At 25.9% G+C, this 15,392-nt stretch carries 15 protein-coding genes; 8 read left to right on the top strand and 7 right to left on the bottom strand.

The genetic code is table 11. From position 1 onward, the window contains the following. Together ADFLV_RS08340 and ADFLV_RS08335 are read right to left on the bottom strand one after the other, a co-directional pair. Positions 1–1,095 carry a M20 family metallopeptidase gene (locus ADFLV_RS08340; protein WP_129010662.1) on the bottom strand — a complete coding sequence of 365 codons (1,095 nt, stop codon included), beginning with the start codon at positions 1,093–1,095 and terminating at the stop codon, positions 1–3. 134 nt (positions 1,096–1,229) lie between these two features. Continuing rightward, complete coding sequence (locus tag ADFLV_RS08335; protein WP_129010664.1) at positions 1,230–2,471, bottom strand: argininosuccinate synthase; 1,242 nt, start codon at positions 2,469–2,471, stop codon at positions 1,230–1,232. Positions 2,472–2,670: 199 nt separating this feature from the next. Here ADFLV_RS08335 and ADFLV_RS08330 point away from each other — a divergent pair, with 199 nt between their 5' ends. From ADFLV_RS08330 to lptB, 4 genes are read left to right on the top strand one after another with little or no spacing between them, the layout of a single operon-like run. Next, on the top strand, positions 2,671–2,919 hold the full coding sequence (locus tag ADFLV_RS08330) for a S4 domain-containing protein (RefSeq protein WP_014474314.1): 249 nt from the start codon (positions 2,671–2,673) through the stop codon (positions 2,917–2,919). Further along, positions 2,920–3,903: an anthranilate phosphoribosyltransferase gene (trpD, locus tag ADFLV_RS08325; protein ID WP_014474313.1), complete on the top strand. Its 984-nt coding sequence runs from the start codon at positions 2,920–2,922 to the stop codon at positions 3,901–3,903. A 7-nt stretch (positions 3,904–3,910) separates the two neighbouring features. Beyond that, positions 3,911–4,327: a tRNA (adenosine(37)-N6)-threonylcarbamoyltransferase complex ATPase subunit type 1 TsaE gene (gene tsaE, locus ADFLV_RS08320; protein ID WP_129010666.1), complete on the top strand. Its 417-nt coding sequence runs from the start codon at positions 3,911–3,913 to the stop codon at positions 4,325–4,327. Beyond that, complete coding sequence (gene lptB, locus ADFLV_RS08315) at positions 4,320–5,042, top strand: LPS export ABC transporter ATP-binding protein (RefSeq protein WP_014474311.1); 723 nt, start codon at positions 4,320–4,322, stop codon at positions 5,040–5,042. Before tsaE ends, lptB begins: the two co-directional genes overlap by 8 nt. 13 nt (positions 5,043–5,055) lie before the next feature. On the opposite strand, the gene ADFLV_RS08310 is transcribed toward lptB, so the two are convergent. The 3 genes from ADFLV_RS08310 to kdsB all read right to left on the bottom strand — a co-directional run bounded on the left by ADFLV_RS08310 (position 5,056) and on the right by kdsB (position 9,170). After that, the gene (locus ADFLV_RS08310; protein ID WP_129010668.1) at positions 5,056–6,372 is read right to left on the bottom strand and encodes a GGDEF domain-containing response regulator; all 1,317 of its coding nucleotides are present in this window, start codon (positions 6,370–6,372) and stop codon (positions 5,056–5,058) included. Next, positions 6,372–8,348, bottom strand: coding sequence for an EAL domain-containing protein (locus tag ADFLV_RS08305; RefSeq protein ID WP_129010670.1), 1,977 nt, complete (start codon positions 8,346–8,348; stop codon positions 6,372–6,374). The genes ADFLV_RS08310 and ADFLV_RS08305 overlap by 1 nt, the downstream gene beginning before the upstream one ends. A gap of 96 nt (positions 8,349–8,444) precedes the next feature. Further along, positions 8,445–9,170, bottom strand: a complete 726-nt coding sequence (gene kdsB, locus ADFLV_RS08300; protein ID WP_129010672.1) for a 3-deoxy-manno-octulosonate cytidylyltransferase — start codon at positions 9,168–9,170, stop codon at positions 8,445–8,447. Positions 9,171–9,254: 84 nt separating this feature from the next. Here kdsB and polA point away from each other — a divergent pair, with 84 nt between their 5' ends. The 4 genes from polA (at position 9,255) to ADFLV_RS08280 (ending at position 13,243) form a co-directional block, all read left to right on the top strand. Next, positions 9,255–11,939, top strand: coding sequence for a DNA polymerase I (gene polA / locus ADFLV_RS08295; RefSeq protein ID WP_129010674.1), 2,685 nt, complete (start codon positions 9,255–9,257; stop codon positions 11,937–11,939). Positions 11,940–12,032: 93 nt separating this feature from the next. Continuing rightward, on the top strand, positions 12,033–12,737 hold the full coding sequence (locus tag ADFLV_RS08290; protein WP_014474306.1) for a response regulator transcription factor: 705 nt from the start codon (positions 12,033–12,035) through the stop codon (positions 12,735–12,737). Positions 12,738–12,776: 39 nt separating this feature from the next. After that, positions 12,777–12,971: a hypothetical protein gene (locus ADFLV_RS08285; protein WP_014474305.1), complete on the top strand. Its 195-nt coding sequence runs from the start codon at positions 12,777–12,779 to the stop codon at positions 12,969–12,971. 83 nt (positions 12,972–13,054) lie between these two features. Then, positions 13,055–13,243: a hypothetical protein gene (locus tag ADFLV_RS08280; RefSeq protein WP_014474304.1), complete on the top strand. Its 189-nt coding sequence runs from the start codon at positions 13,055–13,057 to the stop codon at positions 13,241–13,243. Between the two features lie 2 nt (positions 13,244–13,245). On the opposite strand, the gene lgt is transcribed toward ADFLV_RS08280, so the two are convergent. After that, on the bottom strand, positions 13,246–14,058 hold the full coding sequence (gene lgt / locus ADFLV_RS08275) for a prolipoprotein diacylglyceryl transferase (RefSeq protein ID WP_014474303.1): 813 nt from the start codon (positions 14,056–14,058) through the stop codon (positions 13,246–13,248). Between the two features lie 3 nt (positions 14,059–14,061). Next, positions 14,062–15,360 (bottom strand): (Fe-S)-binding protein, encoded by a 1,299-nt coding sequence (locus ADFLV_RS08270; protein ID WP_129010676.1) that lies wholly within the window; start codon positions 15,358–15,360, stop codon positions 14,062–14,064. Positions 15,361–15,392: the final 32 nt, after the last annotated feature.

Below are 15,392 nucleotides of genomic sequence, written 5' to 3'. Positions count from 1 at the left end.
TTATAGATTTTTTTGAAAATGATTTAATATTTTTGTCATAAGTTCTATTCTTGAAGTAAAACTACTTTTTAATGCTCTTTCATTTATTGTATGATCCCCATCACCAAATGGACCAAAACCATCAAGTGTTGTTACACCACAACTAGCAACAATATTTGCATCACTAACTCCACCTCTTTTTTCTTTAAAAATTTTTGTATTAGTGATATTTTCTAGCTCTTTTATAAATTTTAGTTGTTCTTCATTTTCAGACATAACATCTCTTTGTATTCCTCCACTAAGAGTTGATTTTGAGCCTTTTACATAAGAAGTATTTACTATTTTTTCCAATGATTTTAAAACTCTTTGTTTCTCTTCATTTGATGTATATCTGATTTCTAAAAGTAGTTCACATTTTGGAGAGATTGTATTTGCACCAATTCCTCCATTTATTTTTCCAACATTAACTGTAGTTTGAAGTTCTAGGTTTGTTAGTTTTACAAGTTCTTGAAGTTTGAAACTTGCTTCCAAGTTTGCATCAATTCCTTTATCATAATGATTTCCAGCGTGACTAGCAAGACCTTCAATAGTAATAGTAAAAGTTCCTACACCTTTTCTTTGAGTTACAACTTCAAGATTAATTCCAGCTGCTTCAAAAACAAAACAGTAATCATAATTTGCTGCAATTGATGAAGTTAATTCTTTTGAATCATCACTTCCAGTTTCTTCATCCGAAACTAAAAGAAAGTCAATGTTGAATACTTTACCATTTTGATTGAAAATATTTCTAAGAGCTTGTAAAGCAACAATATTCCCACCTTTCATATCACAAACTCCAGGTCCATAAACCCAAAATTTATCTTCTTTAAATCCTTCAAAACTATTTGGAGGAAAAACTGTGTCATTGTGTCCTAAAAGTAAGATTTTATTGCCAGATTTTTTTTGGGAGGAAAAGAGTAGGTGATTACCAATATTTTCTCTTGTAAAAATAGAAGTATTAAATCCAAGAGGTTCAATCCAACTTGTCATTTTTTGTCCAACTAAATCAACACCTGATTTGTTTTTTGTGTAAGAGTTTATATTTACGATTGTTTCTAAATCTTTTAAGTAATCCATACTTTCCTCACTGATAAGATGGATTATTCTAATGTTGAAAAATTACAGTTGAGTGACAGTTACAAAATGGTTATGAAAAGAGAAAAAAGAAGTGGGGAAATAGGTTTAGCTAAAGTGGAAATTCCACTTTTAGCTTATTTTCTGTTTGGATTGCTTCCAGCGATGATAAATCTTAAAGCATTTAATCTAATAAATCCTTCTGCATCTTTTTGATTATAAACTTCATCTTTTTCAAAAGTTGAATAAGCATCGTTATATAAAGACATTTTTGAATCTCTTCCAACAACAGTTACATTTCCTTTATAAAGTTTAATTCTAACTGTACCTTCAACATTTTTTTGAGTTGCATCAATAGCTGCTTGAAGCATTTCTCTTTCTGGTGAGAACCAGTATCCTTGGTAAATTAACTTAGCATATTTTGGCATTAACTCATCTTTTAAGTGAGCAGCTTCTCTATCTAAACAAATAGATTCGATTGCTCTATGAGCTTTTAACATAATAGTTCCACCTGGAGTTTCATAACAACCACGTGCCTTCATACCAACATATCTATTTTCAACGATATCAACTCTTCCAATACCGTGTTTATTTCCTAATTCATTTAATTTAGCAAGTAATGTAGCTGGTGACATTTCAACACCATCAATAGCAACTGGATCACCATTTTTATAAGAAATAGTTAAATATTCAGGTGCATCTGGTGCTTTTTCAGGAGCAGTTGTCCATAACCACATAGATTCTTCTGGCTCATTTGCTGGATTTTCTAAATGTAAACCTTCATAAGAGATATGTAATAAGTTTGCATCCATAGAATAAGGACTTGCTTTTGGATTTCCATTTTCATCAACGTGTTTTTTAGAGATTTCAATTCCATTTTTTCTTGCATATTCAAGTAAACTTTCTCTTGAATTTAAATCCCATTCTCTCCAAGGAGCAATAACTTTGATATCAGGTCTAAGAGCTAAAGCCCCTAATTCAAATCTAACTTGGTCATTTCCTTTTCCAGTTGCTCCATGTGAAACTGCATCAGCTCCAGTTTCATTTGCAATATCAATTAATTTTTTTGCAATTAATGGACGAGCTATTGAAGTTCCTAATAAATATTCACCTTCATAAATTGCATTTGCTCTAAACATAGGGAAAACGTAATCTTTAACAAATTCTTCTTTAATATCTAAAATATAAACATTTTCAGGTTTGATACCACAAGCAATTGCTTTAACTCTTGCTGGTTCAACTTCTTCACCTTGTCCTAAATCAGCTGTAAAAGTAACAACTTCAGCTTTATATTCATCTTGAAGCCATTTTAAAATAATAGAAGTATCAAGACCTCCACTATAAGCTAAAACTACTTTTTTAACATCTTTTTTACTCATAAATCTATCCTATGGTTACATTATTTTAAGGATGCTATTTTATCGAAAATAAGTTGTAATTCAACTAAAAAATAAAATAGAATAAATAGTATTGTAATCTATATGTAATATATTAAATGAAAGATTTGATATTAAAGTATGAAATTTCTTTTAAATGATTCTAAATATTATTTAGCTTATTTTAGTTATAATCTATGTTATGAGAATAGATAAATTTTTAAATGCCGTTAATATTACTAAACGAAGAGCAGTTGCTGAAGATATGCTTGAGCATAAAGTTGTTTTTATAAATGACCAAGCTGTAAAAAAAGCAAAAGAGGTAAAAGTTGGAGATATTATAGAAATAAAATATCTTGAAAAAAGTGAAAAGTTTAAAGTATTGCAAATCCCAACTACTAAATCAACTCCAAAATCAAAAATTGAAGAATATGTACAAAGGATAAACTAAATGTTTAATGCAGCAAAATTAAAATTTGATGATATTTTTGAAAATAGATTATCACAAGAAGAAGTTAGAGAGTATTTATTAGAACTTTATGAAAGAGGTGAAACAGCTGCAGAAATAGCAGGAGCTGCTAGTGCTATGAGAGATCATCTTATTCCTCTTCCAATTTATGAAGATTTAAAAGAAAAAGCTATTGATGTAGTTGGAACAGGTGGAGATAAAAGTTATAGTTTTAATATCTCAAGTACAGTATCTATTTTACTTGCAGCTTGTGGTTCTTATGTAGCAAAACATGGAAATAGAAGTGTTACAAGTAAAAGTGGAAGTGCAGATATGCTTGAAGCTTTAGGAATAAATTTAAATTTAAGTCTAGAAAACACTGCAAAAATGCTTGAAGAAACGGGTTTTGCTTTTATGTTTGCAAATAATCATCATCCTTGTATGAAATATATTACTCCTGTAAGAAAAACAATTCCACATAGAACAATTATGAATATTTTAGGACCTTTATGTAATCCAGCAGGAGTTACAAAACAAGTAATAGGGGTATTTGATAAAGATTATATAAATAGAATAGCAGCTGCTCTTGATATGCTTGATAGTAAAAGGGCAATGATCTTATCATCAAATGATGGAATGGATGAAATTTCTGTATCTGATATAACTTATGCAACACTTTTAATAAATGGAAAAATTACTGATATCGAGATTAATCCAGAAAATTATGGTATTCCAATGGCTTCAAAAGAAGATATTATAGGAGAAGGACCAGAATTTAATGCAAGATTAACAAGAGATATTTTATCTAAAAAAATTGTTGGAGCAAAACTTGATATTGTTTTACTAAATACTGCTGCTGCACTTATTGTTGATGAAAAAGCTAGAGATTTTAAAGATGGTATTGATATGGCAAAAGAGGCTATTATTAGTGGTGCAGCACAAAAAAAATTAGAACAAATTATTGAAGTATCTAAAAAGTTAAGTTAGGATTATTTTGAAAAAAGAGTTTGAATTAGAGTTAACAGATTTAAATATTTTAGTTGATGAATTAAAAAACATCATTGGAAATAAAGATACTATTGTTATATTAAGGGGAGATTTAGCAAGTGGGAAAACAACACTTGTAAAAAATTATGTTAAAGCATTAGGATTAAATGATTTAGTGACTTCTCCTACTTTTTCATTGCAAGCTATTTATTCAGATAATATTTTTCATTATGATGTTTACAATAAAACTTTAGGTGAGTTCATTTCTCTTGGAATGCTTGAGGAGTTTGAAAAAGAGGGTATTCACTTTATAGAATGGGGTGATGAAAAACTTGAAGAAATATTAAAAGATTATGGATATAAAGTTATTTTAATAAATATTGAAAAAAAAGAAAATAAAAGGCTGTATAAAATAAATGCATAAATTAGAGATAAAAGACATAACAAAAACTATTAAAAAAACGCAAATTTTACATGGTATTTCTCTTGAAGTAAATTCAGGAGAAATAGTTGGATTATTAGGTCCAAATGGTGCAGGAAAAACAACAACTTTTTATACAGTTTGTGGATTAGTAAAACCAACGAGTGGAAATGTTTATTTTGATGATAAAGATATAACAGCTTTACCTTTACATAAAAGAGCAATAAAAGGAATAGGTTATTTACCACAAGAGTCTTCAATTTTTAAAGATTTGTCAGTTGAAGATAATTTGATGCTTGCAGCTGAAATTATTAGTAAAGATAAAGATGAACAACAAAAAAGAGTTGAAGAATTACTTGAGTTATTTAATATCGAGCCAATTAGACAAAGAAAAGGTGTTTCTTTATCAGGAGGTGAGAGAAGAAGAACGGAAATAGCAAGAGCTTTAGTTTCTCATCCTAAATTTTTACTTTTAGATGAACCATTTGCTGGAGTTGATCCAATTGCAGTTAAAGATATACAAGAGATAATTCATCAATTAACAAAAATAAATATTGGAGTTTTGATAACAGACCATAACGTAAGAGAAACTTTACAGATATGTGATAGAGCTTATGTTATGAAAGCAGGAAGACTTCTTTCTAGCGGAACAAGTGAAGAAATTAAAAATGATGAAAAGGTTAGAGAACATTATTTAGGTGAAGATTTTAACTTTTAAATAGTAGTAATATTTAAGTTACTACTATATTTTTACCACTATTTTTTGCCAAATAAAGAAGTTTATCTACCTTTGATATTAATGAATTTTCATCATCAGAGTCAATCATTTGAAGTACACCAAAACTTGCAGTTATTTGAAGATTTTTATCTGTTAAAGAATTTTTGATAATAGCTGTTCGAATTTTTTCTGCGACAGTTTTTGCTCCATCTAAATTTGTTTGAGGAAGTAAAATCAAAAATTCTTCTCCTCCCCATCTTACACAAATATCAAGATCTCTAACATTATTTAAAAGTAATTTTGCAATTTCTTTTAATACTTCATCACCAATTTGATGTCCATAAGTATCATTTACATTTTTAAAATTATCAATATCAAAAAGTATTATTGATAAATCATTGTTATATCTTTTTGCTCTTTTTATCTCTTTAGAATAAATTTCATCAAATCTATTTCTATTAAATAAACCTGTCAATTTATCATGACTTGCTTGATATTCAAGTAAGTTTGATTTTTCTTTTAATTTTGTAATATCAGTTAAAGAAAAAACATAATAATCTTCTTTGTTTTCATAATAATCAACATTTATAGCAAAAATTTTTTCTTCATTTAATGAATTTTTTATTTTAACAATTCTATCTATTTCATGTAAATCTTTTATATATTTTACCCAAGAAATTTGTCTATTTATTTTCTCTTTTGTGATAAATCCAAACTCTTCTTGGAAAAAATCAAAAATATTTTTTTTAGTAGATATAAATTCATTAAAATTCATAATTTCAAAAAAATCTAAAAATTTTTTATTTACATTTGTTATTTCATCTTTATTTGTAACAATTATAATATTGTCTTGAGCATCTAATATAGATTTTATTTTATTTATTTCTTGTTCTATTTTGCTTTCTAAAGATAGGTTTAATTCTATAAGTTTTCTTTTTAATAAAATGGGCTCCATAGCTTTTATGATACTTTCTATTAATTGATATAAATCAATTGGTTTCATAGCATAAGTATTTACGCCAACTTCGATAGCTTTTTTTAAAAAATTTGTATCATTATGTGCACTTGTTATTACAAGAGGCATTTCACTATTTATTTTTCTAATTTGCTCACACATATCTAAACCGTTCATTTTAGGCATATTTATATCTGAAATGATTAAATCTATATTATTTTGATTCTCTTTAAATAGTTCTAATCCTTCTAAACCATTTTTTGCAGTATAAACTTTTTTTAGCAAAGAACTTAACAGTTTAGAAGTAAATTCTCTAACATCATTTTCATCTTCTACATATAAAACAGAAATATCTTTTAAAACTTCTTTATTCATTATTCTATCTTTTCTTTAAATTCATTTATAATTGGCTCTGCAATTGGTGCTGAAAAATAGTAGCCTTGTGAATAATCAGCACCTAATTCTTTTATTATATTGAAAATTTCTTCATTTTCTACATATTCTGCTATTGTTTTCAAATTTAAACTTTTAGCAAATTCTATTATAGTTTTTGTAATTTTATATGAATTTTCATTTTTTGCAACATTTTTTATTAATGATGCATCAATTTTTAGATAATTAACATTCATTTTTAATAAATGTTCAAAATTTGAATAACCACTACCAAAATCATCAATAGCAACTTTACAGCCTAAACTTTTAATTTCATCAATAAATGAAATTAAAAGATTATAATTTTTTATATTTTCATCTTCTAATATTTCAAAAACAACTCTATTTTTAACATTATATTTTTTTAACATCTCTTTTATAAAATCTAAAAAATTACTATTTTCTATATCTTCATAAGAGATATTTACTGAAAATTCAAAAGGAAGATTATCAAATTTTTTAAATGATTTTTCAATAACAATTTTTGTTAATTTTGTGTATTGATTTGACCTTTTTGATATGTCTAAAAAGAAATATGGATTTACGATTTTTCCATCTTCATCAATAAGTCTTACTAAACATTCATATTTATCAACATTTAAAGTTTTATTGTTTACTAAGGGTTGAACAAAAACTTCTATATGGTCATTTATAAATGCAGATTTTAATTTTTTAGTCCAAAACATATTATTTTCATATTCTTGGAATTTATCCAATTCATCATAGAAAATTAAATAATCTTTATGGTCTTTTTTTGCAGTTTGTAAAGCAATATCTGCTGTAATTAATTTATTGTTTTTATCTGAAAATGAAATTCCAGCTGTCATTCTTATATCAATTTCATAATGTTCAAAAATAAAAACATTTTTATAAATGGTTTCAATTATTTCATTTATTAAATTTACAAACTCATCACGAGAATTTTCTGTGTTTACAATACAATATGTATCTGATGGGAATTTGTATAATTTTAAATTTTTAAAATTTTCTATTTTTTTTGAGATTAGTTTTGCAACATCAATTAAAATCGAATCACCAACTTTATGACCAAAAAAGTCATTTACTTCTTTAAATGAATTGATATTTAGTAAAGAAACAGCTTGTAAATTTAAACCATTATTTTGTAAATCTTCTATTAATTTTGCACGATTAGGAAATTTTGTTAAATTATCAGTATATAAAAGTTTATATAATTCATGTTTATGTTCTACTTCATGGCTAATGTCATTTAATATAATAATATTTGTATCATTATGAGATAAATGAATTTTTTGTATTGAAAAAAATCTTTTTTTATTCTCTAAATCTTTTATACAAACTTTTAATGTTTTTTCTTTTGTATTATCAATCGAAAGTAAATCTAAATCTGTAATACAACCTTCTTCGTTTTCAAAAATATCATTTGTTGTTTTATATTTTTTATTTAATTCTTCAAGTGAAAAACAATTTGTAAGTTCATAAAAATGATTATTTGCAAATATTATATGTTCTGAATCAGTAGAAAAAATTGGATAATTAATATTATTGATAATTGAATTTGAAAAATCTTCTTCTTTTTTCAATGAAATATGATTGTTTATATTATTTATGAAAAGATTTATTTTAAAAATCAATTTATTAAAATCCAAAGGTTCGTATAATATATCACATTTTTTAGAGTTTGGGATTTTTGCTAAATCTGAATTATCTTTGATTATAAAAACGATGTAAGGTTCATTTTTTAGGTAGTTATCAATAATTTTAAAGTATTCAATAGAATCAATATGTACAATAAGCACATCTACAAATTCTATTTCATAAATCATATCTTCAACATTTGGAAATAAAGAGATATTTGTATTTCTAAGTTTCTTTTGTGAATAATCTTTAAAATCATTAAATTTAATAAGATTATCTATGATGAAGACATCATAACGCATAAATTCACCTTCGTTTTTATTTATTTCTTAGTTTTGCATAAAAGTGCTTTAATATTACTTTACTTATTAAATAAAGTAATAAAGCACTTTTTATGATTATTTTTTGAAGATTTTTATTGCGTTATCTAAATCCTGTTGTGTATCTATACCAAAAGATTTAGATGCAACTTTAACCATAGCAATTTTATGGCCGTTATCAATTGCTCTTAATTGTTCTAGTTTTTCTATGTTTTCTAATTTTGATGAGTTTAATTGACAAAAATTATTTAATGATTTTTTTGTAAAACCATAAATTCCTAAATGACCAAAATATGATGCACTTTCATGATGATCTCTATGATATGGAATTTTAGCTCGAGAGAAATATATAGCATTAGAAAGTTCATCTAAAATTACTTTTACATGGTTTGGATCATCTGCTAATTCTGGACTAATTTCTTTATAACAAGAAGTAATCATAATATCTTCATTATTTTCTTTTATTTGTTTTACTCTATCTATAACAGCTTGTACAACTTGAGTTTCTATAAATGGTTCATCTGCTTGAACATTTATTATAATCTCATTTTCATCTAAATTTAAAATATTTACAGCTTCATTTATTCTATCTGTTCCACTATTGTGAGAAGTTGATGTTAAAACTGCATCAAAACCATGTTGTGAAGCTAAATTTATTACTTCTTGTGAATCAGTTGCAATTACAACTTTATCTAAACTACTTACTTGAGTAGCTGTTCTTATTACCATAGGTAATCCTAAAATATCAACCATAATTTTATTTGCAAATCTACTAGAATTTAATCTTGCAGGTATAATAATCATTTACTTTCCTTTTGTTATAAAACCTTATTTTTAGTGACATTATTATAATATAAAATCTTTAAACAAGCAAAGAAAAGAGATTTTATGAAAAAAACAATTACAGTTATAGATACATTTGGATTTTTATTTAGAAGTTATTTTGCTCTTCCACCTTTACGTTCAAGAGATGGATTTCCAACAGGCTTATTAACAGGATTTATAAATTTTATATCAAATATAGGAAAAGATTTTCAAACAGATTATGTAGTTTTTGCACTTGATGCAAAAGGAAATACTTTTAGAAATGAACTTTATGATGGATATAAAGCCCATAGACCTGATGTTCCAGAAGATTTATTAACTCAACTTCCAATTGCTATTTCATGGATTGAACAAATGGGATTTAAAGTTGCTATTAGAACAGGATTTGAAGCTGATGATATAGTTGCTTCAATAGCACATGATGCAAAAAATAAAGGTTTAGAAGTTAGAATTGTTTCTCATGATAAAGATTTATACCAATTAATAGAGGATGATACAATATATTTATTTGATCCTACAAAAAAAGTAGTTATAAATGAAGAAAAATGTTTTGAAAAATATGGAGTTTTTCCTTCTCAATTTACTGATTATCAATCACTTTTAGGTGATAGTGCAGATAATATCCCAGGAGTAAAAGGAATTGGTGCAAAAACAGCAGAAGCATTAATCAAAGAGTTTGGGACTTTAGAAAATATCTATGCAAATCTTGAAAATATAACTAAAAAAAGAACAAAAGAGTTACTAATTGAAGGTAAAGAAATGGCATTTATCTCTAAGAAACTTGTAACTTTATCAAAAGATTGTCATGTAATTGATAATTTAGAAGAATTTGTTTTACCTACTGAAAATCCTATTTTAAAAATTAGTGATATTTTAATTAAATATGACATGACAAAAATTTTAGAAAAAGTAAGTAAAAATGGAATGGCTTACAAAACTGAAATTCCAAAAGAGATAAAAAAAGAGGAAAAAATAGAATATATTTTACTTGATAATGAAAATAGTTTATCTTTAGTCATAAATACTATTCCAAGAGATTCTATAGTTGCATTTGATACTGAAACAACTGATATTGATGTAACTTGTGCAAAAATTGTTGGTTTTTCTTTTGCATATGAAAAGAATAAAGCATATTATGTTCCCATTGCACACTCATATTTAGGTGTTGGAAATCAAATTTCAAAAGAGGCAGCTTCTCAAGCAATCTTTCAATTAAATAGATATAAATTAGTTCTTCAAAATTTTAAATATGATTATGAGATTATTAAACATAATTTTAATATTGAATTAAAACTTTATGCTGATACAATGATTTTATCTTGGCTTTTAAATACAAATGAAAAAGTTGGACTTGATTATCAAATTGATAAACAATTTAAACATAAAATGATTAGTTTCTCTGATGTTGTAAAAAAAGGTGAAAATTTTTCAAATGTAGATATATCAAAAGCTTGTGAATATGCTGCTGAAGATGCTTTAATGACACTAAAATTATTTAATAGACAATTGGAAATTTTTAAAGAAAAAAATGATGAAGAACTTTTAAAACTTGCGTTCGATGTTGAATTTGATTTTATTTATGTATTAGCTGAAATGGAAAATAATGGAATAAAAATCGATGTTAATCTTTTAAAGGAGTATAAAGAAAAATCTAATAAATATATTCAAGAATTAACTAATAAAATTTATAAAGTTAGTGGAGTTGAATTTAATATAAATTCTCCAAAACAATTAGGAGTAGTTTTATTTGAAACTTTAGGTTTGAATACTTCAAAAAAAACAAAAACAGGTTATAGTACAGATGAAGCTGTTTTAAGTAGTTTAGTAAATGAACATGATGTAATACCTCTACTTTTAAAGTATAGAGAAGCTTATAAATTACAATCCACATATATTGAACCTTTATTAGAACTTGGCTTAAAAAATGAAGATAATAGAATACATACTTCATTTTTACATACCGGAACTGCTACAGGAAGATTAAGCTCAAAAAATCCAAATTTACAAAATATTCCAGTGGGAAGTGATTCTCTTTTGCAAATAAGACAATCATTTATTCCTAAAAATGGATATAAATTAGTAGGAATTGATTATTCTCAAATTGAATTAAGATTATTAGCTCATTTTAGTTGCGATGAGGCTTTAGTAGAAGCATTTAAAAATGACCTAGATATTCATTATCAAACTGCTGTTAAAATTTTCGGTGAAGAAAAAGCTAAAGAAAAAAGAGGAATTGCAAAATCAATAAATTTTGGACTATTATATGGAATGGGAAGTAAAAAATTAGGAGATACTTTAGGTATTCCATCAAAAGAGGCAAAACTTTATATTGATTCTTATTTTGAAGCATTTAAAAGTGTAAAAAATTATTTAAAATCAATAGAAGATTTTGCTTATACAAATGGTTATGTGAAAACATTATTAAATAGAAAAAGGTTATTTGATTTTAATTCTGCAAATGCAATGTTAAAAGCTGCATATTTAAGAGAAGCTGTAAATACATTATTTCAAGGAAGTGCAGCTGATTTAATAAAATTATCAATGATACAAATTCATAAAAAATATAAAAATAATGATAGCATGAGATTACTTTTACAAATTCATGATGAATTGATTCTTGAAATAAAAGATGAGTTTGTTGAAGAATATACACGTGATATTAAGGAAATAATGGAGAATATTTATACTCTAAATGTTCCTTTAAAAGTATCAGTTGCCATTGGAAATTCTTGGCAAGAACTTAAATGAAGATAAAAATTGTCTAAATATATAATTTTCTTTGACAAATAAAGAAATTTTTGTTATTATTATATCTTAAACCAATATTTAAAGAGTAATAATATGTTAAAAACAGTAAGAAATATAAGAAAGTTGTACAATGCAAAGCTACTTTTTATAAGTAATGATCAAGCAGTAAAACAAGCAATTGAAAATGAGTTTGATGATTATTTCAAAGAATTGAAAATTGCAGTTACTATGGAAGAGGCTTTATCTCTAGCATGTTCAAATAATTATGATATGTCTATAATTGATGCAGATATTGAAGGTGTTTCATTTTCTGAGTTATGTTCAGAGTTATCTCAATTAGCTCCAACATTACCAAAAATAGTTATTTCTAGTTCAGATGATAATGAAAATATCGTAACAGCTATTAATTCAGGTGCTTATACATTTTTATCTAAGCCTTTAAGAGCAAAAGATGTAAAACTAGCTGTTATTATGTGTCTAAATCAAACAAAAAGAGGTGATAAAATTGAATTTGAAAATGGAATCTATTTTGATGAATATAGAGACCAATTTTTCAAATCAGGTGGAGTATTAATTGACTTTACAAGACTAGAAAAGTCATTTTTAAAATTATTAATAACTAAAAGAAATGAAATTACTGATTATGATACTATAAAAGATATAGTATGGAAAGGTAAAGACATGTCTATTTATACAATGAGAAATATAGTTAATAAAATTAGACAAAAAACTTATTATGAAATAATTAAAAATCATTCGAATAAAGGTTATACTATCGATATTCTTAAAAATAATTAATAATGATAGTTTGCAAAATCTTAGTAAAAAAGTTATAATATGGAAGAACTGATTGTTTCCAAAGAAGAATTAATTCAATTGTTTGAAACACAGAAGATAGATGACACTGGAAAAGGTTGGGTTATGGATGGTAAAGTTATTGATATAATAGCTTTGCATGATATAGATCCAAAGTTTCTCCAAGATGTTACAAATGCTAAGTTCTACAAATTAATAATTAAAGGTAATAAATAATGTCGCATTGCCCATTTTGCAAAAAAAAGATTGCTATGAGTAAGGCTTTTTGTTCAAGGAGCTGTAAAGAGAATTATTTTCAATTGATAGCTATACAAGTACCAAAACCTTTTTTAAAAAGAATTTTTGTATTTTGTACACCTGAACAAAGAGATGCTGAAATAGAAAATTTTGCAAGTAGACATGGCTGGAGATTAGATTTATTAAAAAATAAGATTGTTGAGTTAGCAGCTGAATCAGGTTATACCAAAGAAATGAAAATAAATAGTTAATTTTAACTATTTATTTTTCTTCTATTTATAAAAATTATCACACAAATTACTAAAATTATTAAAGATTGTAAAATCCCCATAGTTAGCCAATCACTATATAAAAACCCTAATTGAATATCTGGTTGTCTAAAAAATTCTGCAATTATTCTTGCTAATGAATATAAAAATCCATACATAAGTGCTAGTTGTCCATCAAATGTTTTTCTTTTTCTAAAATAAGCTAAAATAATAAATACGACTAAACCTTCAAGTATTGCTTCATAAATTTGAGAAGGATGTCTTAATACCCCTCCTACATATATTCCCCATGGAACATCTGTAATTCGTCCAACTAATTCTTGATTGAAAAAATTTCCAATTCTTCCAAAAATATACGCTGCACTAATTCCTAATACAGCTATATCAGTTATAAACCAAAAAGATATTTTATTCTTTCTACAAAATAAATAAGAAGCTATTATAAATCCAAAAAAAGCTCCATGATAACTCATCCCTGAAATTCCTGCGTATACACCATTTATATATGGGTTAAATATTTGCCAAGGATGTGTTAAATAATACATGGTATGTGTATCATAGAATAAGACATAACCCAGTCTTGCGCCTAATATTACACCAATTTCTGCCCACCAAATATATGAATCAAAAAGTTCATTTGTAATAGGTAATTTATCATGTTTTATAAACCATTTCGCTACGAAAATAGCTGAAATTAATGCTAATGCATACATTAATCCATACCAGTGAACTGCTACTGGTCCTAAATTAAAAGCAACGGGATTAAAATTTGAATAAATATTTTGCCAAAATTCCATATTTTAATCTTCCAATGCTTCAGCTATTAATTCAATTGGATTTTTAAATTGAACATCAACATTTGCTTGATATAAAGAGTTTGTAATTTGCATTCTACATGCACTACATTCAGCACTTACAATTTGTGCTTTTGTATCTCTAATCATTGCAGCTTTTGGAGCACCAGCAGCTTTTGCAAAATCATATTTTTCAGTTTGCATAGTTACTCCACCAAATCCACAACATCTATTTGAGTCACTCATTTCAGTTAAAACATAATTTTGTTTTAAAAGATTTCTTGGTTCTTGCCAAACATTTTGCATTTTTTTAGCATGACATGGGTCATGATAAGTTACTAATGTATCAATTTTTTTACCACTAGTTGCAAGTAAATCTTTTAAATCTGTATTGTTTTCTAACCATTTCGTAGCTAAAAAGATTTTTTTAGATAATTTTATTGCTCTTTCTTTCCATTCTGGTTGATTATGTAAATAGTGTTCCCAATCTTTATTTATCATTGCACTACATGTTGCTTCTGGAATAATAACTGCATCAACTTCATCAATCCAAGTTTCAAAATATTTGATATTTTCTTTAACTAAATAATCAACTGTATCAAAAGCTCCAGTAAAATATGCAGGTGCTCCACAACAAAGTTGTTTTTTTGGAATCATGATATCTAAATCTAATTTTTTTAGAATTTTTACTAAAGAATCTCCAGTATTTGTATATGTATAGTTACTCATACAACCAATAAAAATTGCAACTTTATTTTTTTTACCAACTTCTTCTTTTTTATTTATTGCTGGAATGTTTGCAGGATATTTATTCAAAAAACTTGTACTATCAGCAAATGGTAATGCTCTATCTTTTTTTACAATTGGTAATGAAAATCGTGGAAGTGCTGATTGTTTTGCATTGTCAATTTTTAAAGCACAAGTTTGGAACATCCAACCCATTTTTGATAGAAAATCCATAGTTTTTCTATGTCTTAAAAGATAGAAGAATAATCTTTTATACCAAGCAATACCATATTTTTGAGCAATATCTGATCTTACTTGCTCAATAATCATATCTGTTGGTAAATCATTTGGACAAACTTCAACACAATTTGTACATAAAAAACATGATTCAAATATATCTTTTGCTGTTTTATCAAGCTCTAATTCATCTCTTTTATACGCTCCAAGTAAATCAATAAAACCCCTTGGACTTGTTGCTTCATCTTGATTTATATTAAAGATTGTACAAACAGGTTTACATTTTCCACACTTTACACAATCATCAGAAATTTTCGTATAGTCAAATTTTTCTATAGCCACTTATAGACCCTTTATAATTTTAAAATTTATAA

The organism is Arcobacter defluvii (assembly GCF_013201725.1).
Taxonomy (GTDB): Bacteria; Campylobacterota; Campylobacteria; order Campylobacterales; family Arcobacteraceae; genus Aliarcobacter; species Aliarcobacter defluvii.
Note: the sequence above shows the minus strand (reverse complement) of the source record. Positions and strands in the feature narration are given on the sequence as shown.

Coding starts and splice junctions, on each gene's coding strand:
- ADFLV_RS08340 (WP_129010662.1), bottom strand. CDS start 1,095: ATGGATTACTTAAAAGATTTAGAAACAATCGTAAATATAAACTCTTAC.
- ADFLV_RS08335 (WP_129010664.1), bottom strand. CDS start 2,471: ATGAGTAAAAAAGATGTTAAAAAAGTAGTTTTAGCTTATAGTGGAGGT.
- ADFLV_RS08330 (WP_014474314.1), top strand. CDS start 2,671: ATGAGAATAGATAAATTTTTAAATGCCGTTAATATTACTAAACGAAGA.
- trpD (WP_014474313.1), top strand. CDS start 2,920: ATGTTTAATGCAGCAAAATTAAAATTTGATGATATTTTTGAAAATAGA.
- lptB (WP_014474311.1), top strand. CDS start 4,320: ATGCATAAATTAGAGATAAAAGACATAACAAAAACTATTAAAAAAACG.
- ADFLV_RS08310 (WP_129010668.1), bottom strand. CDS start 6,372: ATGAATAAAGAAGTTTTAAAAGATATTTCTGTTTTATATGTAGAAGAT.
- ADFLV_RS08305 (WP_129010670.1), bottom strand. CDS start 8,348: ATGCGTTATGATGTCTTCATCATAGATAATCTTATTAAATTTAATGAT.
- kdsB (WP_129010672.1), bottom strand. CDS start 9,170: ATGATTATTATACCTGCAAGATTAAATTCTAGTAGATTTGCAAATAAA.
- polA (WP_129010674.1), top strand. CDS start 9,255: ATGAAAAAAACAATTACAGTTATAGATACATTTGGATTTTTATTTAGA.
- ADFLV_RS08290 (WP_014474306.1), top strand. CDS start 12,033: ATGTTAAAAACAGTAAGAAATATAAGAAAGTTGTACAATGCAAAGCTA.
- ADFLV_RS08285 (WP_014474305.1), top strand. CDS start 12,777: ATGGAAGAACTGATTGTTTCCAAAGAAGAATTAATTCAATTGTTTGAA.
- lgt (WP_014474303.1), bottom strand. CDS start 14,058: ATGGAATTTTGGCAAAATATTTATTCAAATTTTAATCCCGTTGCTTTT.